The following is a 21,398-nucleotide window of genomic DNA, read 5'->3' as shown; positions in this document are numbered from 1 at the left end:
CGGGTGGGGGCGGTGCGGCCGCCCCCACCGCTCGGGATCAGGCGTTGATCTGCTTGTTCTCTTCCTCGGCGTGCGTGATCGAGATCTTGCGCGGCTTCGCCTGCGGGGCGACGGGGATCCGCAGCGTCAGGACCCCGGAGTCGTAGTGCGCGGAGATCCGTTCGGTGTCCAGGGTGTCGCCGAGGAACAGTTGGCGGGAGAACATGCCCAGCGGGCGCTCGGACACCTGCATCTCCACGTGCTCGGTCCCGGTGGCCGGCCGGCGCTCGGCCTTCACCGTGAGGACGTTGCGCTCGACGTCCAGCTCGATCGCGTCCGGGGAGACGCCGGGGAGGTCGAACGCGACCACGAACTCGTCGCCGACGCGGTAGGCGTCCATCGGCATCGCCGTGGGCCTGCTCCAGGTGCCCTGGTTGTTCCCGAACACCTGCTGCGTGAGGCGGTCCAGCTCACGGAACGGGTCGGTGCGCATCAGCATCGCAGAACACTCCCTTCGTGATCGACATTGTCGCGATGCACTCGGAGCGGCTCCGAGGGTGGCAGTGCCGCTCCGGATAGCTGTGATGATAGCTACAGCTTTACTGCTGCGCAAGAGGTTGTTCCTCGTCAGTGTCGAACCCAGGTAGAGGTCGACGGCGAGTGCAGCTCCGTGCCGCGCGCGACGACCGGCCGACCTCACGGTGGGGCGGTCGCCGCGCTGCCCGGGCACGTCGAGTCAGGAGTCCGCGGTCGCCGGGCCGAACGTCGTCGCCACCGGGGTCACGAGGTCCGCGGGGAACCCGCCCCGGCGGGCGTGCTCGCGGACGGTGTCGGCGTCATCGGTCTCGTGCACGCAGTAGATCTTGTCGCCCGCCACGTAGCTGTGCTGCCAGGTGTAGGCGACGCCCAGGCCGTCCACGACCTCGTTGGAGGTGCGGGCGATGTCGCGCAGCTGCTCGGGCGTGAGCTGCGAGGCGCCGGGGATGTTGCGCTCGACGATGAAGGTGGCCATGACGTGCTCCCTGTAGTAGATCCGCTGTGTTCGATCGATGTTGTCGTGTCCGACATCGAGAACGGTAGGAGCGGAGCACGGGTGGGGGCGTCGGGAGAACTTCCCATCTCGCGCCCGCCCGGTACCCATCCCGCAGCGCGACATCCTGAGGTGCGGCCTGGTCGTGGCTAGGCTGCGCCCGTGGGGTGGTGGCGCCGGTTCCTGACCCGGCTGGTGGCCGCCGACCCCGGGATGCGCCGGTTCCGGGCCGCGGTGCAGGTGATCGTCGCGGTCGTGCTGGCGATCGGGGTCACCCTCCCCGTGCTGACGGCCCTGCACCAGCCGCTCGTCGCGGTCGCTCCGGCCGCCGTCGTCGGGATGGTCAGCATGCTCGCGGTGCGCTCCGGCGGGCGCGAGGGTGTGATCACCACGCTGCTGCTGCCGTTGGCGGCGACGGTGTCGTTCACGCTCGCCGCGCTGGTGCACGGCTCGATCCGGATCGCCGAACTCGTGTTCCTCGTCGTGATGTTCGTGGCGGTGTGGATGCGCCGGTTCGGGCCGCGCTGGTTTGCAGCGGGGATGGCCGCGTTCATCGGCTACTTCCTGGCGCTGTTCCTGCAGGCGTCGTTCGCGACCTTGCCGGCGATGGCCGGGGCGGCTTTCGTCGGCGCGGGCGCGGCGCTGCTGGCCCGGTTCGTGCTGCTGCCGGAGCGGCCGGAGAAGGCGTGGCACAGCGGGGTGCGCGCGCTGCGGGCGCGGGTGCACACGCTGCTGCACGCCGTCGACGCCCTGGGTGACGAGCCCGGTTCGACCGCGAAACGCCGTCGGGTGCACGACGAGCTGCTGCGCCTCAACGCGACGGCGCTGTCGCTCGGCACTACCTTCACCGCGCTCGACGCCCTGCCCGCGGAGCGGGCGGACGAGCTGCGGCGGCACGTGCTGGACGTCGAGCTCGCCGCAGGCGGCCTGGTGACCGCGGTCGACGGGCTGATCGACGAGCCCGTCGACGCCGCCGTGCGCCCCGCGGTGGCGCAGGTGACGGCCGCGCTCGACCGCGACGTCGCGGAGGCCGTCACCGTGTCCCGCGACGTCGCCGACCGGCTCGACGGCGCGGGCTCGCCGTCGATCGGCATGGCGGTGCGTCGGCTGGCTGCGGCCGCCGCCGACCTCGGCGCGGCCACCCAGGCGATGCAACACGACGTCGACATTCCGGAGGAGCCTCCCTCGGACGACGACGAGCCGGAGCCACCGGCGGACGAACCCGAGGAGCCCGAGGAGACCCGGCGCCTGCTGCCGACCACCCGCACCGCGGTCCAGGTGGTCGTCGCCGGCGCTCTGTCGATCTACATCGGCGGCCTCGTGGCCCCGGGCCAGTGGTTCTGGGCGGTGATCACGGCGTTCGTCGTGTTCGCCGGGGCCAACAGCCGGGGCGAACTGCTGGTACGGGCCTGGTCCCGCACCGTCGGCACGCTCGCCGGGGTGGTGGCGGGCGTCGTGGTGGCGAGCGTGGTCACCGGGCACGTCGCGGCGCAGGGAGCCGTCGTGCTGCTGTGCGTCTTCCTCGCGTTCTACCTGCTGCCGCTCTCGTACGGCCTGATGACCTTCTTCGTCACGACCATGCTCGGCGTGCTCTACGGCCTGCTCGGGCGCTTCAGCGTCGCGTTCCTGGAGATCCGGCTGCTGGAGACCGCCATCGGTGCCGTCGCGGGGGCGGTGGCGGCCCTGATCGTGCTGCCCACGCACACGCGCGGGCGGATCGCGGAGCAGGCCGAGGCCTTCCTCACGCCGGTGGCGGAGCTGCTGCGGGCCGCGGCCGACGACCTCCGCTCCGGGGCGGACGTCCGGCCGCTCGCCGCCGAGGCCCGCGACGTCGACACGCAGATGCACGCCCTGCTGCTCAGTGCCCGACCACTCGGCAGCTACCGGTTCGGCGACGCGCGAGCCCGCTACGAGCGGTGGCGACTCCTCGTCAGCTCGTGCGCGACGGCCACGCGGGGGTTCGCCCGCGTGATCGGGCCGACCGCGGTCACGTGCGACGCCGACACCCGCATCCGGCTCGGCGACCTCGCGGCCACGGTGGCCGACCTGGCCGACGCCCTCGCCGTCCGGGACCCCGACGCCGCCGCGACGTCGGTGAGACGAGCCTGCGAGCAGGAGGGGACGCTGGTCGACCTCGTCGAGGCGGTGGAGGCCGGGCCGACCGTGCTCCGGACGGCGATCCACCAGTTGGGGCGGCTGCGCGGGGTGCTGGCCGACCTGTCGGCCGAGTTCGGGCCGCGGTCGACCACGACGCTGGCCCCGGAGGTGCCGCCGGCCCGACACTGAGGGCCGTGTCGACGACCGCGGTCCCTCGTGCGCACCTGACAGTCGTGCGCGGTGCCCGCCTCTTCGACGGCGCCGAGGTCGCGGCGTTCGCAGCGCCCACGGTCGTGATCGACGGAAGCCGGATCACGGCGGCCGGCGACGCCGTGCCGGTGCCCGAGCACGCCGTACTCGTCGACCTGCCCGGCGCGACGCTGTTGCCCGGCCTCGTCGACACCCACGTGCATCTCGCCCTCGACGCGAGCGCGGACCCCGTCGGGAGGCTGGCCGGCCAGGACGACGCGGCTCTCCTCGCGGCGATGGCGGACGCGGCCCGCACGGCGGCCCGGGCCGGGGTGACGACCGTGCGCGACCTCGGCGACCGCGACTTCCTCTCGCTCGACCTGCGCGCGAGTGCGGACCCGACCCTGCCGACGATCGTCGCTTCCGGACCGCCGCTCACCACGCCCGCCGGGCACTGCCACTTCCTCGGCGGCGCGACCGCGGACATCCGGGCCGCCGTGCACGCGCACGCGGAGCGGGGCGTCGACGTCATCAAGGTCATGGCCAGTGGCGGCAACCTCACCCCGGGGAGCCGCCCGGAACTGCCGCAGTTCGAGCCCGACGAGCTACGGGTGGGCGTCGACGAGGCGCACCGGCACGGCCTGCCGATCACCACTCACGTACACAGCACACGGGCGGTGGCGGCTGCGCTCGCGGCCGGCGTGGACGGGCTCGAGCACGTGACGTTCATGACCGCCGACGGCGTCGACCCGGTACCCGCCGACCTCCTCGCGGAGATCGTCGCGCGGCAGGTGGTGCTGGGGCTGACCGTCGGGTCGGTCCCCGGCGCTCCGATCCTGGCGCCGATGGCCGCGCGGATGCCCGCTCTGCTGGCCAACGTGCGGCTCTTGTGCGCCTCTGGAGCATCGGTCGTGGCAGGCACGGACGGGGGCGTCAGCCCGGGTAAGCCGCACGACGTGCTCCCCTACGCTATCGAGACCCTCACCCGCGTCGGGATGAGTCCCGCCGATGCGCTCGTGGCCGCGACGTCGCGGGCGGCGGAGGTGTGCGGGCTCGACGACCGCAAGGGCAGGCTCGTGCCGGGGTTCGACGCCGACCTGCTGGCCGTCGACGGCGATCCGCTGCACGAGCCTGCGGCGCTACGGAGGGTGCGCGCAGTGTTCGTGCGAGGCGTGCGCGTGCGGTGAGGGGCCCGCGGAGCCTTGACGTCGCGGCGCTTCCCGGGCCGTGCACCGGTTACGGACACCGCACGACCCGACACGGCGCGCGGAGTGGCCGGATCAGCCCGGTCCCGCGATCCACTTCTCGACGGTGTCCGCGATCGCGATCTCCTGCACGGCGTCGGCCATCGTCGGGAAGCCGTCCATGAGGAACCACGTCTCGTGACCGGTCCGGGCGGTGTGCCCGGCGGCCCACAGTGCCCGCTCCCGGTAGGACCGGAACGGGATCATCAGCGGGTTCGTCGCCGACGAGCAGGACCGGCAGACGATGACGCAGCGCTCGGCCACGTCCACGACCGTACGCGCGACCTGCACCGTCGGCGCGTCGATCACCGCGGCCCCTGCGGAGCGGCCCGGGTAGGGTCGCCCCATGTTCGGCCGCGCCTACGGGATCGCCCGGTCCATGGCCCTCTACCACGGTGTCCCGGGCCGACACCGGAAGATGCTGCGGTTCTACGGGGAGTTCCTGGGTCCCGGCGACATCGGCTTCGACGTCGGGGCGCACGTCGGCAGCCGCGTCCGCGCCTGGCGGGCCCTCGGGGCCCGGGTGGTCGCGGTCGAGCCGCAGCCCGACTTCGCCCGCATCCTGCGGCTGTTCTTCGGTCGCGACGGCGACGTCACGATCGTGCCGAAGGCGCTCGGGACGGAGCCGGGGACGGCGCGGCTGGGCATCTCGACGGCGACGCCGACCGTGTCGTCGCTCTCGACCGACTGGATCGAGACCGTCGCGATGGACCGCAGCTTCGCCAAGGTCCGCTGGGACCGGTCGGTGGAGGTCGAGGTGACGACGCTCGACGCGCTCGTCGCCACCTACGGCGAGCCCGCGTTCTGCAAGATCGACGTCGAGGGCTTCGAGGCGGACGTGCTCAACGGGCTGAGCAGGCCGCTGCGTGCCCTGTCGTTCGAGTACCTGCCGATGGCGCACGACGCCGCGCTGGCCGTGCTCGAGCTCGTCGAGAAGCTGGGCGACTACCGCTACAACTACTCCCCCATCGAGACCATGACCTGGGCGAGCGACCGCTGGCTGGACGCCGCGGAGCTGCTCACGCTGCTGGACCGCTACCGCCCGCTGAGACGCTCGGGCGACGTCTACGCCCGGCTCGCCTGAGCGTGGACGACCGACCCCGCATCGAGCAGCTCGACCGTCACCGAGAACTGATCGTCCACGGCGGCGTGGAGCGCGAGGGCCTCGCCCGGAGCGTCGTCGAGCAGCAGGACGCGCTCTCGGCCCGCGCGCTCGGGCTGATGGACGGGTTCCTCCGGGAGTCGTTCGAGCCGCCCGCGTTCTTCCTCGACTCGATCGAGGTCCTCCCGGGCGACGAGCAGGGCGACGTCGTGCTCCGGTACTCCTTCTGGCCCGACGACGACCCGCACGCGTACGGCTACACCTACTTCGACGTGGTGTTCGCCGCCCGCGAGCCGCCGAACGAGCCGTTCTGGCCGATCCGCTTCACGGTCGGCTTCCACTGACGATTGCCGGTCAGGTCACATCCCAGGCCGTCACGACGTCGTCCGTGGTCAGGTGCACCGAGCGGTTCCGCAGGACGATGCCGTCGGTCACCCGCGCCACGCCGAGGTCGCCGACGGCCTCCGTGCCGGCTCCGATGATCCGCGGCGCGGTGCCCACGATGATCCGGTCGACCAGCCCGGCGCTCAGCAGCGACGTGATCACCTGCGCCCCGCCCTCGACGAGCAGGCTGCGCACACCCTCGTCGCGCAGCTGCTTGAGCGCGGCCTTGAGATCGACGCCACCCGGGCCCTCCGGCAGCACGCGGATCCCGGCGCCGAGGTCGCGGACGCGCTGCCGATCGGCTTCGGTGGAGCGCTCGGTGGTGAGCAGCACGGTGGGCGCAGCGCCGTCGCTCAGATCGCCGAACAGCAACGCCTCCGACGGGCTGCGCAGCGTCGAGTCGAGCACCACCCGCAGCGGCGACGCGCCCGGGACCAGCCGCACGTTGAGCCGGCAGTCGTCGCGCAGCACCGTCCCGACGCCGACCATGATCGCGTCGCAGGCCGCGCGCAGGGCGTGCGACAGCGCGCGCTCCTCCTCACCGCTGATCCACTTGGAGTCGCCGACGCCCGTCGCGATCCGCCCGTCCAGGGTCTGGGCGTACTTGAGGACGAGGTAGGGCCGGTCGGCGGGCGGGTCGACGGTGCCGAGCAGGTCGACGGCCTCGGGTGGCGCGGCCGGTCCGGGCAGCTCCTCCCCCGCCGTGTCGCCGTGGCCGAGCCGTTGCTCCTTCGTCCGCAGGTAGCCGACGTTGCGGGCGTGCGCGGCCGTGCGCAGCGGCTCCACACCCTCGACCGTGATCCCGGCGGCCTCCAGGCCCTGCACCTTGTCCGGGTTGTTGGTCAGCAGCCGGACCGACGCGACGCCGAGCTCGCGCAGCACGTCCGCGGCCTCGATGTAGCTGCGGTCGTCGACCGGCAGCCCGAGCCGGAGGTTGGCGTCGACCGTGTCGGCGCCCTCGTCCTGCTCGACGTAGGCCCGCAGCTTGTTCAGCAGCCCGATGCCGCGGCCCTCGTGCCCGGTGGCGTAGAGCACCACGCCGCGCCCCTCGGCGGCGATCCGGCTCAGGGCCAGCCGGAGCTGGATCCCGCAGTCGCAGCGCAGCGAGGTGAGCGCGTCGCCGGTCAGGCACTCCGAGTGGACTCGGGTGAGCACCGGCTCGTCCGTGGAGAGGTCGCCCCGGGCGAGCGCCAGGTACACCCGCCCGGGCCGGACCTCGACGGCGGTGACGTCGAACTCGCCGAACTGTGTCGGCAGCACCACCCGGACGGCCTCCTGCAGCAGGTTGTCGTGCACGGTGTTGCAGCCGGTCACGCGGGGCTCCTCTCCAGCATCGCCGGCCGTGGGGCCGGATTGCGTCGGACGGGGGCGCGCGCCGCCAGCAGCAGCACCACGGCCCCCGGAAGGCAGGCGATCAGGCTCAGCACCCCGTACACGACAGCGGTCGTGAGCCCCTGGGCCGCGCCGAGGCCGACCGCGCCGAACGCCACGGCCATCACCCCTTCACGTGGACCCCAACCGCCGATGTTGAGCGGCAGAGCCATCGCGAGCAAGCCCAGGACGAGCAGCGGCAGCAGCTCGCCGAGCGACGCCTGCGACCCCGCGACCCGGGCGGCGACGAAGAACAGCGCGAGGTAGCCGGCCAGGGTGACCACCGACAGGGCCAGCAGGCCCGGCCAGGTCGACCGGGACAGGGCGCCGGAACGCGCCTCGGTGCAGGCCGACCGCAGCGCGGTGCGGATGCGGGCGGCGCGGGGGTGGCGCGCCGTCCACAGCACTGCGGCACCGAGCGCGACGAGGACGCCGAGCAGCTCGGCGCCCCCGAACCGGCCCGGGACCATTGCGCCCAGCAGCGTCGGCCGGGACGCGAGCAGCACACCCAGGCCGACGACGATGATCGCCAGCTGGCCGGTGACGCGCTCGATCGCGACGACCCGCACCCCGCGGCCGACGTCGCCGATGCTGCGGCCGTAGCCGACGGCGCGGTGCACGTCGCCGAGCACGCCCGCAGGCAGCACGGAGTTGAGGAACACGGCCCGGTAGCAGTCGGACACCGCGGCGGCCAGCGGCAGTCGCAGCCCGAGACCGCGCGCGACGATGCACCAGCGTGCCGCGCTCGCCGCCGTGGTGAGCAGGCCGAGAGCGAGCGCCGCGAGCACCGAACCGATCCCGATGGACGTCAGGCCGTCGACGAACGCCTGCGCGCCCAGCCGGACGACGAGCGCGACGAGGATGCCGGCGCCCGCCACCACCTTGACGAGCGGCCACAGGCCTCTCACGGCTCACCTCTCTGAGGGGATTGGCTGGGTAGGGCGAGCACGTCGACATGGTTGACGACGACCCGCAGGTCTCCCGCCGCGCAGGCGTCGAGCCGGCGGCGCAGGTAGTCGGCCGCGTGGGCCGTGAGATCGGGCTGCTGCTCGCAGCCGGCGGCGATCCAGCCGCGCAGCCACTCCTCGATCAGCTCCGCGTACTCCGGGCCGAGCCTCCACGGGCTGGACCGGACCTCGGTCGGGACGCCGCGCCGCGCGAAGGCCGACTCTGCGGCGGCGCCCGCGTCCGGCCCGAGCAGGCGGCGGCCGTCCACAGTCCGCCGCTGGTGGGCGTCGAAGGCGGCGGCGAACACCGAGTCGAGCGGTTCCGACGGGAAGAACCCGACCGAACCGCTGACCGAGAGCGTCAGCAGCGCGGGGCACCCGGCAGCGGTGCAGGCGTCGGCCAGCGCGTCGACCTCATCCGCGGTGAGCAGGTCCAGCAGCGCCGACGCGGTCACGAGAGACGTGCCGTCGAGCTGTGCGGCGTCGAGGTGGGTGAGGTCGCCCTGCTCGGCGCGGGCGGTGACCGGCGAGCCGTCGGCCGCCGTCCGAGGCAGGCCGGCCTCCGCGCGCACCAGCAGCTCGGCGTCGCGGTCGTGCAGGATCCAGCTCTGCGGGCCGGCGAGCTGCGGTGCGAGCCAGCGGCCGAGCGAGCCGGTGCCGCAGCCGAGGTCACGGACGACGAGCGGCCGCTCGGCGCCCAGCCGGCCGGCGACGAGCGCGGCGAGCTCGGGCGAACGCGCGGCGGCGTCGGCGGGCTCGCGCAGCGCGAGCCAGTCCGGGGTGCAGACGGGCGATCCCGGGGTGCTCAGGCGGGCGTCCCACCCGGCAGCGTCAGTGCTTGGGTTATGCATGTCGAGGTCACCTCCCACCCGTGCAGCATGCCTCGGCGAGCTCCGGCCGCGTGACGGAGCCCGTCGCGCAGCGCCGGATCCAGCATCCAGCGGCACAGGGCGGCGCCGAGTGCCGCGGGTCGAGCGGCCGGGACGACGATCCCCGGCACCCGCCCCTCGGGGTCGTGACCGAGCGTCTCCGGCAGGCCGCCCGCGTCGCTGGCGACCACCGGGATGCCCCTGGCCAGCGCCTCGGTGACGACCATCCCGTAGGTCTCGGCGCGCGAGGGCACCACGAGCAGGTCCGCTGCGGCGTAGACCGCGTCGAGGTCCGCGCCGGTGAGCGGGCCGGTCAGTGACACCCGCTCGGTGAGTCCGTGCCGGGCGAGGGCGGCACGGAGGGCACCGACGTGCGCGGTGTGGCGGAGCGGGCCGACGAGCGTGCAGGTCCACGGCAGGTCCTGCATCTCGGCGAGCGCGTCGACGAGCAGGTCCTGACCCTTGGTCGGGGTGAGTGCCCCGACGCACAGCAGTGCGGTGCCGCCCGATCCGGGAGCGAGCGGCGCGGGGTCGACGCCGGGCGCCGCGACCGTCACGCGAGCGGGGTCGAGGCCGTGCAGCGCGACGATCCGGCGACCCGCCCACGGGCTGGTGGCCACCACCGCGGTCGCCGCCGACAGCACCTCCCGCTCGCGCACCGCCAGCTCGGGGGACGCTCCCGACTCGTCGCCGAGCGGCAGGTGCAGGAGCACGACCAGCGCGAGCCGGCGGGCCGCCGGGACCACGACGTCCGGGACCCCGCACGCCACGAGCCCGTCGACGAGCACCACCGCGCCGTCCGGTGCCGCCGCGAGAGCGGCTCCCAACGCGTCGCGGGCGGTGGAGTCGGGGTGCGGCCATGCTCCGGCGACCGCGCGCTCGTGCACCACCCAGCCGTCGTCGGCCAGTCCCTCGCAGACGCGCCGGTCGTAGCGGTTGCCCCCGCTGGGCGAGGCGGGGTCGTCGATGCCGGCGGGCACGACGACGTGCACCTCAGGGGTCAGCACAGCCGAGGAATCCAGCCCAGCGGAATCCAGCCCAGCGGAATCCAGCCCAGTGGAATCCAGCCCAGCGGAATCCAGCGCTGTCACAGGTCACGCTCGTAGCTGGCCCACGCGATGTGCGACTCGTGCAGGGCCACGGTGATCCCCGTGAGGCCGCGTGCCCCGTCGCCCAACGCGCCGGCGTGCACCTTGTCGGCGAGCCGGTCCGCGATCACCTTGGCGAGGAACTCCGTGGAGGTGTTGGTCCCGGCGAAGGCCGGCTCGTCGTCGAGGTTGCGGTAGTTCATGTCGGCCAGCACCACGTGCAGCTCCTGGGTGGCCAGCCCGATGTCGACGACGATGTTGTCGGCGTCCAGGTCGGGCCGCCGGAAGGTCGCGTCCACCACGAACGTCGCGCCGTGCAGGCGCTGGGCCGGGCCGAAGACCTCGCCGGTGAAGCTGTGGGCGACCATCAGGTGGTCGCGCACGGTGATGCTGAACAAGGGTGGTCCTTTCCGGCTGTCAGGCCTCGTCGTAGGTGACACGCACGCACAGGGCGGACGGTTCACCGGCGAGCCGCGGCATTTCCTGAGGCAGGTCCGCGAACCGGATCTCGCGGGTGATCAGCGCGTCGAAGACCGGGTCGGCGAGCAGGCGCAGCGCGAGCGCAATACGGTCGGCGTAGCTGCGGCGCCCTCGCCGGGCCGGGGCGATCGTGCCGACCTGGCTCGCCCGGATCGCCAGGCGCCGCGAGTGGAACGACTCCCCGAGCGGCAACGTGACCGGGCGGTCGCCGTACCAGCTCAGCTCGATCACCTCGCCCTCGTCGGCCAGCAGTTCGAGCGAGCGTGCCAGCCCTTCGCCCGTCGCGCTGGCGTGCACGACCAGGTCACAGTCGCCCGCGGCGTCGGCGGGGGCGGCGAAGCCCACCCCGAGCGCGGCCGCGACACCGGCCCTGGCCGGGTCGACGTCGACCAGCTCGACCCGTGCGCCCGGCACCCGAGCCAGCAGCGCGGCGACGCAGCAGCCCACCATGCCGCCCCCGACCACCGCGATCCGGTCGCCGACCAGCGGCGCCGCGTCCCACAGGGCGTTGACCGCGGTCTCGACCGTGCCGGCCAGCACCGCGCGCGCCGCGGGCACGTCGTCGGGAACGGGAGTCACGGCCGTCGCCGGCACCACGTACCGGGTGCGGTGGGTGGCGAGGCAGAACACCGTCCGGCCGATCAGCGACTCCGGACCGTCTTCGACCTCACCGACGTTGAGGTAGCCGTACTCGAGCGGCGCCGGGAACTCGCCGACCTGGAACGGCGCCCGCATCCGGGCGTGCTGGCTCGCCGGCACGCCACCCCGAAACACGAGCGTCTCGGTTCCGCGGCTGACCGCGGAGTAGCGGGTCCGGACGACGACGTCGCCGGGCCCGGGGGCGGGGAGATCGACGGTGCGGATCTCGCCCTCGCCGGGAGTGCGGAGCCAGAAGGCACGTGCCGTGTGACGCAGATTAATCTCGTCTCCTAGTGAACCGATATGCCAGCGGGTGCGTGCATTCAAGCGTGCTCGACTACTCCACGACCCCGGCCCGGGTCGACCACCAGCTCGCTGCAGCCGCGGTGGCGCAGGTCGCGCTGCTCGGTGCCCTGGCCTACCAGGTCGGCCTCGGCCCCGTGGGCTGGCTCAGCGGCGTCGCCTACGCCCTCGGTCTGGCTGTACTGCTCGGCGGCGCCGCCCGTCGCGCCGGTTCCGCCGCTCTGGGGCCGGCCGACATCGTCACCCTTGCCCGGGCCAGCCTGGTCGGGGGCGTGACGGCGCTGGTGGCCGACCGGCTCGGCGGCGACGGCTACCCGGTGGCGACACTGGTGCTGCTGTCGTCGGTCGCGCTGGCGCTCGACGGCGTCGACGGCTGGGTCGCTCGGCGCACGGGAACGGTCTCGGCCCTGGGCGCGCGGTTCGACATGGAGGTCGACGCGTTCCTCGTGCTCGTGCTCAGCGTGCACGTGGCGGTGCTCGTCACACCGTGGGCGCTGGTCATAGGGGCCATGCGCTACGTCTTCGTCGTGGTGAGCTGGGTGCTGCCCTGGTTGTCGGGGAACCTGCCGACCCGCTACTCCGCGAAGGTCGTGGCCGCGGCGCAGGGGATCGTGCTGGTGGTGGCGTCGGCCCAACTGTTCGCGCAGCAGATCGCGGCCACGATGGTCGTCGCGGCGCTGGCCGCCCTCATCTGGTCGTTCGCCAAGAGCGCCACCTGGCTGTGGCGGGCGCGCCCGGCGCACACCGCCGTCACGCGACGGGTCGGCTGGGCGTCGGCCAGGTGAGCGACGAGAGCCGGGTGGACGCCGAGAGCCCGGTCGACGCCGAGAGCAGGGCGCGCCCGTCCGGCCGCCTGCGCCGCCTCGCCGGCCACCGCGCCGTCGGCGCCGGCCTCACGGCGGTCGCGTTCCTCCTCGTCTACCTCGCTCTGGCCCTCCCGCGAGAGCTCGACCAGCTCACGCCCGCCGCGCTGGTGCGCATCCCGGTCGAGGGGCTCCTCGGCGTCGCGCTACTGCTCGTGCTGCCGCCACGGATCGGGCGGGCCCTCGCCGTCGTCGGGGGCGCCGCGCTGGGCGCGCTGACGATCCTCAAGGCCGTCGACATGGGCTTCCTGTCCGCGCTGGGGCGGCCGTTCGACCCGGTGTTCGATTGGGTCCTGCTCGACAACGCGCGGGAGTTCCTGGAGGCCTCCTACGGCTCCACCGGCGCGACGGCCGCGGCCATCGCCTCCGTCGTTCTCACCGTGGTCGTGGTCGTCGTGCTGGCCCTGGCCATGCTGCAGATCAGCCGAGCCGTCGGGCGGCACCGGCCCACCGCGGCCAGGAGCGTCGCCGCGCTGTCGGTGGCCTGGGTGGCCTGCCTCGCGCTGGGCGCACAGCTCGTCGCGCCCGTACCCGTCGCCTCGCGCAGCGCGGCGTCCCTCGCCTACGGCGTGGCCGTGCAGGTCCCGGCCAGCCTGCGCGACGAGCGTGTGTTCGCGCAGGAGTCCGCCGCCGACGCCTTCCGCGGCACCGCCCCGAGCGAGCTGCTGACGGGGCTGCGCGGCAAGGACGTCGTCGTGGCGTTCGTCGAGAGCTACGGGCGCAGCGCGGTCGAGGACCCGGGCATCGCGCCGGCGGTGGACCCCGTGCTCGACGCCGGTACCGCGACGCTCGCGGCCGCCGGCTTCTCCGCCCGCAGCGGGTGGCTCACCTCGCCCGTGCTCGGCGGCGGCAGCTGGCTCGCGCACTCCACGTTCCAGGCCGGCCTGAAGATCGACAATCAGCAGCGCTACCGCAGCCTCGTCTCGAGCGACCGCCTGACGCTGGGCTCGTCGTTCCAGCAGGCGGGGTGGGAGACCACCAGCGTCATGCCGGCGACCGTCCGGGCGTGGCCGGAGGGCGCGTTCTTCGGCGTCGACCGGGTGCACATCGGCCCGGAGCTCGGGTACCGCGGCCCCGGCTTCAGCTTCTCGCCGATGCCCGACCAGTACGCGCTGGCGGAATTCGAGCGTCTGGAGCGCGGTCGCGCGGACCGCGGGCCGCTGATGGCGCAGGTCGAGCTCACTTCGAGCCACGTTCCCTTCACGCCCATCCCGAAGCCCGTCGACTGGAACGCCCTCGGCGACGGGACGATCTTCGCTCCGCAGGTGGAAGGGGCCGTGACCGGCGACGACGTCCTGAAGGACGCCGACCTCGCCCGGGCGCAGTACCGCGACGCGACGGTGTACTCGTTGAGCACAGTGATCGACTACGTGCAGCGCTACGGCGACGACCGCACGGTCATGATCTACCTGGGCGACCACCAGCCGCAGACGTCGATCGTCGGCGAGGGCGCGAGCCACGACGTGCCGATCACGATCGTCGCCAAGGACCCGGCGGTGCTGGACAAGATCGCGGACTGGCACTGGGACGCGGGCCTGAAGCCGAGCCCGCAGGCGCCGGTGTGGCCGATGGAGGCGTTCCGCGACCGGTTCCTGACGGCGTTCGGGCCGGAGCCTGCGCAGGCCCGCTGACCGGACATCCGGCACGCAACGGACCAGTCACCACGTGACGTAACACGCCCGAAACTCGTGAGATCAACTGTTCACCCCGCGGTGATCCGTCGTGCCCCGCGACCGCCGACCGTCAGCCGGAGCCGACAGCGTGCGGCCCGGTCGATCCGGTCCGGTGAAGAAGGGTGACCCATGACCGCCAGTCCGTCCCTCGACGAGCTGCAGCACGAGTACGGCAGCAAGGCCACGGCCGTCGAGCCCGGTGGCGCCGAGCCGATCCCCGTCGAAGACCGGCACGGCAGGCCCTCCCAGATGTTCTGGACGTGGGTGTCGCCGAACATGGAGTTCGCGACGATCTTCGTCGGGATCATCGCCGTGCTGTTCTTCGGCCTGACGTTCTGGCAGGCCGTGTCGGCGATCGTGATCGGCAACGCGCTGGGCGCGGTCTCGCACGGCCTGCTCACCAGCTGGGGACCCGAGCGCGGGCTGGCACAGATGGTGCTCAGCCGCCGCCCGTTCGGCTACCGGGGCAACCTGCTGCCTGCGGGGATCAACGCGGTCGTGGCGGGCGTCGGGTGGTTCGCGGTCAACGCGATCAGCGGCGCACTCGCGCTGTCCGCACTGACCGGGTGGAACGGCTACGTCTGCCTCGTCATCGGCGTCGCGCTGATGCTCGCCGTAGCCTTCCTCGGCTACAACTTCGTGCACCTGTTCGAGCGGTTCACGTTCCCGGTCCTCGTCGTGATCTTCATCGCCGGGATGGCCGTGATCCTCCCCGGCACGCAGACCGGCCCCGTGGGCGACGCCGTCCCGGGCGGGTTCTGGATCGCGCTGGCCGCCTCGTTCGGCTACACCGCCGGCTGGAACCCCTACGCCGCCGACTACTCCCGCTACCTGCCGGCCGCCGCCGCCAAGCGGGCGGGGATCTTCGCCGGGCTCGGGAACTTCCTCTCCTCGACCGTGCTGCAGGTCGCCGGAGGGGCGGCGGTGACCGCGGTGGGCGTCGCGAACTGGGACGGCGCCAACCCCACCGGCTCCTACATCTCGCTCATGCCGGGCTGGCTCGGCGGGATCACGCTGCTGGCGATCTTCATCGGGGCGATCTCGGCGAACGCGCTCAACCTCTACTCGGCGGCCATGTCGTTCGCCGCGGTCGGCCTGCGCCTGCCGACGACGTTCGGCCGCGCGGTGCTCGCGGTGGTGGTCGGGCTCGCGGGCCTGGTGGTCGCGATCTTCGCGCTGAGCCACGTCGAGGCGTACGAGGGCTTCCTGCTGGTGATCGCCTACTGGATCGCGCCGTGGCTGGGCGTGGCGTTCGCCGACCGGCTGCTGGACAAGACGACCAGTGGCAGGACCGGCGACCTCACGCCCTTCACCAGCACGAGACACGTCAACCTGGCGGGGCCGATCGCGATGGCGGTCGCGATGGTCGTGTCGATCTTCTTCTTCAGCAACCAACAGCTCTACGTCGGCGTGCTGGCGTCGGCGATCCCGGCGATCGGGGACATCACGTTCATCGTCGGATTCGTGCTCGCGTTCGCGCTGTACGCGGCGCTGCGGCGGGTGCTGAGCCGGCGGGGGCCGCCACGGCCTGAGAGCCCCGTCATGTGATGTCAGGAAGGCCACCTTCAGGACGTCAGATGCCTTGAAGGTGGCCTTCCTGACAAAGCCGGAGGCGCAGCTCGCGATCACGCTGGCCCGCCGCCCCGCCGAGGGACGAGACTGCAGGCGGGTCCAGCGAGGAGGCGAGCCCATGACCGCACCGGAGCGGCTCGAACGGTTCCAGAACTACATCGGCGGCGCGTTCGTCGACGCACCGGACGGGCGGACGTTCGGCTCCCTAGACCCCTACGCGGGCGAACCGTGGGCGACCGTGCCGGAAGGCACCGTCGAGGACGTCGACCACGCCGTCGCCGCCGCTCGGACCGCCCTGGACGGCGAGTGGGGCGCGATGACGGGGTTCCAGCGCGCCGCGCTCATGCGCCGGCTCGCCGACCTGATCGGGGAGAACGCGGAGCGCCTGGCCCGGGTGGAGGTGCGCGACAACGGCAAGCTCTACCGGGAGATGATCGGCCAGCTGCAGGGCCTCGGCGCCTGGTACCACTACTTCGCCGGGCACGCCGACAAGATCGAGGGCCGGGTCATCCCGACCGACAAGCCCCAGTTCTTCCTCTACACCCGCCGCGAGCCGGTCGGCGTCGTCGGTGCGATCACGCCGTGGAACTCGCCGCTGCTGCTGATGACCTGGAAGCTCGCTCCCGCGCTGGCGGCCGGCTGCACGTTCGTCGTCAAGCCGTCGGAGCACTCCCCCGCGTCGACGCTCGCCTTCGCCCAGGTGCTGCACGAGGCCGGCTTCCCGGCCGGGGTGTTCAACGTCGTCGCAGGATCCGGCCGGGAGCTGGGCGCGGCGCTCGCCGGCCACCCGGGCGTCGACAAGATCGCCTTCACGGGGTCGACGGCCACCGGCCGGGCGGTGGCGCACGCCGCGGCGGAGAACCTCAACCGGGTCACCCTCGAGCTGGGCGGCAAGTCGCCGCAGGTGGTGCTCGAGGACGCCGACCTCGAGGCGGCCGCCAACGGGATCATCGCCGACGTCTTCGCCGCCACCGGGCAGACCTGCATGGCGGGTTCGCGGGTCGTCGTCCACGAGAGCGTGCACGACGAGCTGGTCCGCCTCGTCGCCGAGCGCGCGAACGCGATCAAGCTCGGCGACCCGAACGACCCCGAGACCGAGATGGGGCCGGTCGCGAACCCGCCGCAGTACGAGAAGGTGCTCGGCTACCTCGACAAGGCCAAGGCCGAAGGAGCCGTCGCGGCCTGCGGCGGCGGAGCCGACGACGAGCTGGGTGGCCTGTTCGTCCGCCCCACGCTGTTCACCGGTGTCACCGCGGATTCCACCGTCGTGCGCGAGGAGGTGTTCGGCCCGGTCACCGCCGCGCTGACGTTCCGCACCGAGGAGGAGGCGCTCAAGATCGCCAATGACACCCCGTACGGGCTCGCGGGCTCGGTGTGGACGCGCGACGTCCAGCGCGCCCACCGGGTCGCGGCGAAGCTGCGGGCCGGCACGGTCTGGATCAACGCCTACCGGGTCGTCGGGCCGTACGCGCCGTTCGGCGGGTTCGGGGCAAGCGGTCTGGGCCGGGAGAACGGCGCCGACGCGCTGCAGGAGTACACCGAGGTCAAGTCCATCTGGGTGGAGCTGAGCGGCGCGACACGCGACCCGTTCAAGCTGGGGTGACATGATCGGCCCAGGAGGTGGGCCGTGCTGGTCGTGGCTGTGATCGGATCGCCGCACGCGGGCGGGCGCACGCGGGTTGCGGTGGACGCGGTGCTGAGCGGCGCCGCCCAGGAGGGCGCCGAGACGCGGGTCGTCGAGCTCGCCGACACGGCCGTGCCCGACGCCGTGGCGGCCCTGGGCGAGGCCGACGCGGCGGTGTTCGCCTCGCCGACCTACCGCGCCGACATCACCGCCCAGCTCAAGGCGCTGCTCGACGCCACGCCGCGCGGGATGAAGTACGAGTCGGGCGACGCGCTGCGCGGCACCGTCTGCGCGACGGTGCTGACCGGCGCGAGCGACCACCACTTCCTCGCGGTCGAGAAGGTTCGGGGGATCCTCGGCGGCTTCTTCGGCGCGCAGTTGCTCTCGCCCGGGCTCTACTTCCCGTCGGCGGCCTACGTCGAGGGCGGCGCGGCGCTGCAGGACGAACAGCAGCAGCTCGCCGAGCTGCACGGGCGGGCGTTGGTCGAGCTCGCGACCGCCGTCGGCTCGTCGCGGTGGCTCCGGGGGCTGCGTCCGCAGGTCTGACGCGCCATCATGGCTCGGTCCCCGACCCGAGGAGAACCCGTGGCCGACCACACCTACCGCATCGCCGAGATCGTCGGGACGTCGCCGCACGGCGTCGACGCGGCGATCCGCAACGCCGTCTCCCGCGCGAGCCAGACGTTGCGCAACATCGACTGGTTCGAGATGACCGAGGTCCGCGGCCACCTGGCCGAGGGCCAGGTGGCCGACTGGCAGGTCACCGTCAAGATCGGCTTCAGGCTCGACGACACGGAGTAGCGGCTTCCGTCCGCGGTGGCATCGTCGGTCGCCGGTCTCACCCGTTCCCGTCGCGGGTCAGGCTGGCGACCGCCCGCCTGATGTCGTGGTGGACGGCCCACTGCCGGTCCAGCCCCAGCAGCGACACGATCCGCCACACCGCACCTCGGTCGGCGCACACGACGCGCACACTCCGTCCCTGCTCGCGGAGCTCGGCGACCGCCACGTCGATCCGGTCGATGCCGGCCACCCCCAGGAACCGCAGGTCGCACAGGTCGACGAGCACGGCGGCCCGACCGGCGTCGAGCACGTGGTCGAACGCCTTCTGCACCTCGGCGCGGTGGCTCATGTCGATCTCGCCGGCGAGGCGGACGAGCACGTAGCCCTCCGGCTGCTGAACGACCTCGACCTCGACCATTCCTCGCCCGGATTCGATGAGCCCAGTCCTGCCTGCACAACCGCCTGCGGCGCGTGGGGACCTTACGGCGTAAGTGATATCCCCGGTCAAGGGGGGTTAGCGTATGCCCGCATGGGAGGCGACGGCGATCGCGATGAGCGGAACAGCCGGGCGCCGCTGTCGCGCGAGCGGATCCTCGACGCTGCGATCGCGTTCGTGGACGCGAAGGGGCTGACCGCCCTGACGATGCGCCGGCTGGGGACCGAACTCGGCGTCGAGGCGATGTCGCTGTACCGGTACGTCGGAGGACGCGACGACCTCCTCGAGGGCATGGTGGACGAGATGGTCGACCGGTTGCACCTCGACCCCGACGGCGTGCGGCCCGGTCCGGGCGAGGGCTGGCAGGCGTATCTCCAGTGGCTCGCCCACGGCGTGCGCGGTCTCGCCCGCGAACACCCCCAGGTCTTCCCTCTGATCGCGACGCGGCACCCCGCCGCACCGTGGCTGCGTCCGCCACTGCGCAGCCTGCGCGTGGTGGAGGACTTCCTCAGCACGCTCGTGGACCGCGGCTTCACCGACGAGCGCGCGGTCGCGGCCTACCGCGCGTTCTCGAGCTTCCTGCTCGGACATCTGCTGCTGGAGGCCGCGGTGCTCGGCAGCAGGACCGCGCCGGCGGTGGAACTGACCGACGTGGCGCGCTCGATGCCGACCACGAGCAGCTCCGTCGATGTGCGGGACTACCCGCTCCTGCGGCGGCTGGAAGACCGGTTGTCCGAAGACCACGCGAGCGCGGAGTTCGAGCGTGCGCTGGAAGACCTGCTGGACCGGATGGAGCGCGAGCTCGCCGACGACCTCCCGGGATGACGCTCACCCCTGCCGCACCGGGCGGTAGTGCCCGAACGCGGTCTCCAGGAGGCCCTCGCCTCCGGTGAGGCCCGGCAGCTGCCGCGTCAGGCTGTGGATCTCCGCGGCCGGGATCTCGCCCTCCACGAGGCACACCGCCCCCTCCACCGCCGACCGGTCGGGATTCGCCCGGTGGCGCACGAGAGCGGGCAGCACCACGCCGAGCGTGTCCGCCGGGATCTCCAGTCGGAACACCTGGACGGGCTCGTACACGGCAGTGCCCGACTGCCGGAGCGCGTCCGCGAGCACGAGCGGAACGAGGTTGCGGAAGTCGCCCGCGGTGCTCGACATCGACTTGTCGAAGGTCCCGTGGGCGTGGCTCTGCCGGGCCCAGTAGCCGGAGTGGGTCACGGTGACGACGCAGTCGATGACCTGCCAGCCGTACAGCCCCTGGCGCAGCGCGTCGGTGACCGCCTCCTCGACCGCCCGGAAGAACGCGGCCGGCATGGAGCCCCGCTCGACCTCGAGCCGCTGGACGACACCGGTCCCAAAGGGCGCGGCGTCGACCCGCAGGCCGACGGTGGCGAGGAACGGGTTGGGCTCGACGCCGATGAACTCGACCCCGGCGCCCGTGCCGAGCGGGCGCTCGATGCAGATCGTCGTCGTCTCGCGGAAGGTCACTGCGATCCCGGGATCGGCGGCCAGAGTCTCCTCCACCACCTCCTTCTGCACCTCGCCGTAGAGCGAGACCGCGATCTCGTCGCCGTCGCGGCGCAGGTCGATCAGCGGATCCTGCTCGGCGAGCCGCTCGAGCGCGGCGAACAGCAGGCCACGGTCGGCCGGATCCCGGGGATGATCACGGTCTCGAGCGTCGGCGGGGCGAAGTGGTGGTGTGCCACACCGGATCGCGGCGCGCCGACGGCGTCGCCGATCCGGGCGTCGTCGAGGCCGCGGAGGATGCCGATCTGTCCGGCGCGCAGCACATCGGTGCGAGTGGGCGGACCGCCGTCGAACACCTCGACGCCGGTGATCCGGTTCTTGCTACGGCCGACGGTGGGCCGGTCCCGGATCCGCAGGCGGCCCGCGAACAGGCGGACGTACGCGAGCTTCTCCCCCGCCGTCCCTCGTGCGATCGTGAAGACGGTTCCGGAGAGGGGTGCGTCCTCGTCGTCGCCGGCGGTCGGCAGCAGCGTGGGAAGGCCGCCGAGCAGCGCATCGGTGCCCGCGCCCGTGATCGCCGAGCCGAAGAACACGGGATGCGCCCGGCCGCAGCGGGACAGGGCAGCGAGCGTGCCGCGCAATTGGTCGGCCGGCACGGGACGGTCGGCGAGGAACCCGGCGAGGACACCGTCGTCGTGCTCGGCCACGACCTCGACGCCCGGTGCGTCGAACGGCACGAACTCCGCGGCCCGCGTGCCGAGCCCCCGCACGGAACCCATCGCGACGATGTCCGGCGCCAGTTTCGCCGCCAGCTCGGGCACCAGATCGGCGGCCCGCGCACCGCGCCGGTCGATCTTGTTGACGACGATCAGCGTCGGGATGTGCAGGCGCCGCAGCGCCCGCATGAGGATCCGGGTCTGCGGCTGGACCCCCTCGACGGCGGACACCACGAGCACGGCCCCGTCGAGCACGCCCAGCGACCGTTCCACCTCGGCGATGAAGTCGGGGTGGCCGGGGGTGTCGACGATGTTGACCGTGACATCGCCGAGGCGCAGCGACGCGACCGCGGCGTTGATCGTGATGCCGCGGCGGCGCTCCAGCGGCGAGGTGTCGGTGCGGGTGCTGCCCGCGTCGACGCTGCCGAGCTCCGCGACGACGCCGGTGGCGTGCAGCAGGCGCTCGGTGAGGCTGGTCTTACCGGCGTCGACGTGGGCGAGGATCCCGAGGTTGAGCGTGGGCAAGCGACATGTCTCCCAGAACGAGC

The 21,398-nt window shown here is 73.1% G+C and carries 23 protein-coding genes; 11 read left to right on the top strand and 12 right to left on the bottom strand.

Going from position 1 to position 21,398, the window contains the following annotated elements; translation table 11 throughout:
• Positions 1-37: 37 nt before the first annotated feature.
• Both RM445_RS05310 and RM445_RS05305 read right to left on the bottom strand, forming a co-directional pair.
• Entirely contained in the window at positions 38-478 is a 441-nt protein-coding gene (locus tag RM445_RS05310; RefSeq protein ID WP_311554876.1) for an Hsp20/alpha crystallin family protein, read from the bottom strand.
• 237 nt (positions 479-715) lie between these two features.
• Complete coding sequence (locus RM445_RS05305; protein ID WP_311554875.1) at positions 716-991, bottom strand: DUF4242 domain-containing protein; 276 nt, start codon at positions 989-991, stop codon at positions 716-718.
• Between the two features lie 180 nt (positions 992-1,171).
• On the opposite strand from RM445_RS05305, the gene RM445_RS05300 reads away from it, so the two are divergent.
• Complete coding sequence (locus RM445_RS05300) at positions 1,172-3,295, top strand: FUSC family protein (protein WP_311554874.1); 2,124 nt, start codon at positions 1,172-1,174, stop codon at positions 3,293-3,295.
• A 5-nt stretch (positions 3,296-3,300) separates the two neighbouring features.
• Positions 3,301-4,482, top strand: a complete 1,182-nt coding sequence (locus RM445_RS05295) for an amidohydrolase family protein (RefSeq protein WP_311554873.1) — start codon at positions 3,301-3,303, stop codon at positions 4,480-4,482.
• A 93-nt stretch (positions 4,483-4,575) separates the two neighbouring features.
• Here RM445_RS05295 and RM445_RS05290 read toward each other — a convergent pair whose 3' ends face one another.
• A complete protein-coding gene (locus RM445_RS05290; RefSeq protein WP_311554872.1) occupies positions 4,576-4,887 on the bottom strand; it encodes a hypothetical protein in 312 nt (103 codons plus the stop codon).
• Here RM445_RS05290 and RM445_RS05285 point away from each other — a divergent pair.
• Positions 4,886-5,623: an FkbM family methyltransferase gene (locus RM445_RS05285; protein ID WP_311554871.1), complete on the top strand. Its 738-nt coding sequence runs from the start codon at positions 4,886-4,888 to the stop codon at positions 5,621-5,623. The genes RM445_RS05290 and RM445_RS05285 overlap by 2 nt on opposite strands.
• Before the next feature lie 2 nt (positions 5,624-5,625).
• Positions 5,626-5,985, top strand: a complete 360-nt coding sequence (locus RM445_RS05280) for a hypothetical protein (RefSeq protein ID WP_311554870.1) — start codon at positions 5,626-5,628, stop codon at positions 5,983-5,985.
• A 10-nt stretch (positions 5,986-5,995) separates the two neighbouring features.
• Here the strand turns inward: RM445_RS05280 and ribA are convergent, their stop codons facing one another.
• From ribA to RM445_RS05250, 6 genes are all read right to left on the bottom strand, one after another.
• Positions 5,996-7,339 (bottom strand): GTP cyclohydrolase II, encoded by a 1,344-nt coding sequence (gene ribA / locus RM445_RS05275; protein WP_311554869.1) that lies wholly within the window; start codon positions 7,337-7,339, stop codon positions 5,996-5,998.
• A complete protein-coding gene (locus RM445_RS05270; RefSeq protein ID WP_311554868.1) occupies positions 7,336-8,304 on the bottom strand; it encodes a lysylphosphatidylglycerol synthase transmembrane domain-containing protein in 969 nt (322 codons plus the stop codon). The genes ribA and RM445_RS05270 overlap by 4 nt, the downstream gene beginning before the upstream one ends.
• Positions 8,301-9,194, bottom strand: coding sequence for a class I SAM-dependent methyltransferase (locus RM445_RS05265; protein WP_311554867.1), 894 nt, complete (start codon positions 9,192-9,194; stop codon positions 8,301-8,303). Before RM445_RS05265 ends, RM445_RS05270 begins: the two co-directional genes overlap by 4 nt.
• Complete coding sequence (locus RM445_RS05260; protein ID WP_311554866.1) at positions 9,149-10,219, bottom strand: glycosyltransferase family 4 protein; 1,071 nt, start codon at positions 10,217-10,219, stop codon at positions 9,149-9,151. Before RM445_RS05260 ends, RM445_RS05265 begins: the two co-directional genes overlap by 46 nt.
• An 80-nt stretch (positions 10,220-10,299) precedes the next feature.
• A complete protein-coding gene (locus RM445_RS05255) occupies positions 10,300-10,698 on the bottom strand; it encodes a 6-pyruvoyl trahydropterin synthase family protein (RefSeq protein WP_311554865.1) in 399 nt (132 codons plus the stop codon).
• 19 nt (positions 10,699-10,717) lie between these two features.
• Positions 10,718-11,695 (bottom strand): zinc-dependent alcohol dehydrogenase, encoded by a 978-nt coding sequence (locus RM445_RS05250; RefSeq protein ID WP_311554927.1) that lies wholly within the window; start codon positions 11,693-11,695, stop codon positions 10,718-10,720.
• Positions 11,696-11,748: 53 nt separating this feature from the next.
• Here RM445_RS05250 and RM445_RS05245 point away from each other — a divergent pair, with 53 nt between their 5' ends.
• The 6 genes from RM445_RS05245 (at position 11,749) to RM445_RS05220 (ending at position 18,255) form a co-directional block, all read left to right on the top strand.
• Positions 11,749-12,507 carry a CDP-alcohol phosphatidyltransferase family protein gene (locus tag RM445_RS05245; RefSeq protein ID WP_311554863.1) on the top strand — a complete coding sequence of 253 codons (759 nt, stop codon included), beginning with the start codon at positions 11,749-11,751 and terminating at the stop codon, positions 12,505-12,507.
• Positions 12,504-14,216: an alkaline phosphatase family protein gene (locus RM445_RS05240; RefSeq protein ID WP_311554862.1), complete on the top strand. Its 1,713-nt coding sequence runs from the start codon at positions 12,504-12,506 to the stop codon at positions 14,214-14,216. Before RM445_RS05245 ends, RM445_RS05240 begins: the two co-directional genes overlap by 4 nt.
• A gap of 171 nt (positions 14,217-14,387) precedes the next feature.
• Positions 14,388-15,806, top strand: coding sequence for a purine-cytosine permease family protein (locus RM445_RS05235; RefSeq protein WP_311554861.1), 1,419 nt, complete (start codon positions 14,388-14,390; stop codon positions 15,804-15,806).
• A 142-nt stretch (positions 15,807-15,948) separates the two neighbouring features.
• On the top strand, positions 15,949-17,433 hold the full coding sequence (locus RM445_RS05230; protein ID WP_311554860.1) for an aldehyde dehydrogenase: 1,485 nt from the start codon (positions 15,949-15,951) through the stop codon (positions 17,431-17,433).
• A 24-nt stretch (positions 17,434-17,457) separates the two neighbouring features.
• Complete coding sequence (locus RM445_RS05225) at positions 17,458-18,000, top strand: flavodoxin family protein (protein ID WP_311554859.1); 543 nt, start codon at positions 17,458-17,460, stop codon at positions 17,998-18,000.
• 39 nt (positions 18,001-18,039) lie between these two features.
• The gene (locus RM445_RS05220) at positions 18,040-18,255 is read left to right on the top strand and encodes a dodecin (protein WP_311554858.1); all 216 of its coding nucleotides are present in this window, start codon (positions 18,040-18,042) and stop codon (positions 18,253-18,255) included.
• Between the two features lie 37 nt (positions 18,256-18,292).
• Here RM445_RS05220 and RM445_RS05215 read toward each other — a convergent pair whose 3' ends face one another.
• On the bottom strand, positions 18,293-18,652 hold the full coding sequence (locus RM445_RS05215) for an STAS domain-containing protein (protein ID WP_311554857.1): 360 nt from the start codon (positions 18,650-18,652) through the stop codon (positions 18,293-18,295).
• Between the two features lie 111 nt (positions 18,653-18,763).
• Here RM445_RS05215 and RM445_RS05210 point away from each other — a divergent pair, with 111 nt between their 5' ends.
• Complete coding sequence (locus RM445_RS05210; RefSeq protein ID WP_311554856.1) at positions 18,764-19,495, top strand: TetR/AcrR family transcriptional regulator C-terminal domain-containing protein; 732 nt, start codon at positions 18,764-18,766, stop codon at positions 19,493-19,495.
• 3 nt (positions 19,496-19,498) lie between these two features.
• Here RM445_RS05210 and RM445_RS05205 read toward each other — a convergent pair whose 3' ends face one another.
• Together RM445_RS05205 and RM445_RS05200 are read right to left on the bottom strand one after the other, a co-directional pair.
• On the bottom strand, positions 19,499-20,191 hold the full coding sequence (locus RM445_RS05205) for a hypothetical protein (protein ID WP_311554855.1): 693 nt from the start codon (positions 20,189-20,191) through the stop codon (positions 19,499-19,501).
• 65 nt (positions 20,192-20,256) lie between these two features.
• Entirely contained in the window at positions 20,257-21,375 is a 1,119-nt protein-coding gene (locus RM445_RS05200) for a GTP-binding protein (RefSeq protein ID WP_311554854.1), read from the bottom strand.
• Positions 21,376-21,398: the final 23 nt, after the last annotated feature.

The organism is Pseudonocardia charpentierae (assembly GCF_031845345.1).
Lineage (GTDB): Bacteria > Actinomycetota > Actinomycetes > Mycobacteriales > Pseudonocardiaceae > Pseudonocardia > Pseudonocardia charpentierae.
This window is presented reverse-complemented; position numbering and strand designations above follow the sequence as displayed.

Bases quoted from the DNA above. Each gene is read 5' to 3' on its own strand.
- RM445_RS05230 (WP_311554860.1), top strand. From the start codon at position 15,949: ATGACCGCACCGGAGCGGCTCGAACGGTTCCAGAACTACATCGGCGGC.
- RM445_RS05310 (WP_311554876.1), bottom strand. From the start codon at position 478: ATGCTGATGCGCACCGACCCGTTCCGTGAGCTGGACCGCCTCACGCAG.
- RM445_RS05305 (WP_311554875.1), bottom strand. From the start codon at position 991: ATGGCCACCTTCATCGTCGAGCGCAACATCCCCGGCGCCTCGCAGCTC.
- RM445_RS05285 (WP_311554871.1), top strand. From the start codon at position 4,886: ATGTTCGGCCGCGCCTACGGGATCGCCCGGTCCATGGCCCTCTACCAC.
- RM445_RS05265 (WP_311554867.1), bottom strand. From the start codon at position 9,194: ATGCATAACCCAAGCACTGACGCTGCCGGGTGGGACGCCCGCCTGAGC.
- RM445_RS05235 (WP_311554861.1), top strand. From the start codon at position 14,388: ATGACCGCCAGTCCGTCCCTCGACGAGCTGCAGCACGAGTACGGCAGC.
- RM445_RS05215 (WP_311554857.1), bottom strand. From the start codon at position 18,652: ATGGTCGAGGTCGAGGTCGTTCAGCAGCCGGAGGGCTACGTGCTCGTC.
- RM445_RS05210 (WP_311554856.1), top strand. From the start codon at position 18,764: ATGGGAGGCGACGGCGATCGCGATGAGCGGAACAGCCGGGCGCCGCTG.
- RM445_RS05290 (WP_311554872.1), bottom strand. From the start codon at position 4,887: ATGGGGCGACCCTACCCGGGCCGCTCCGCAGGGGCCGCGGTGATCGAC.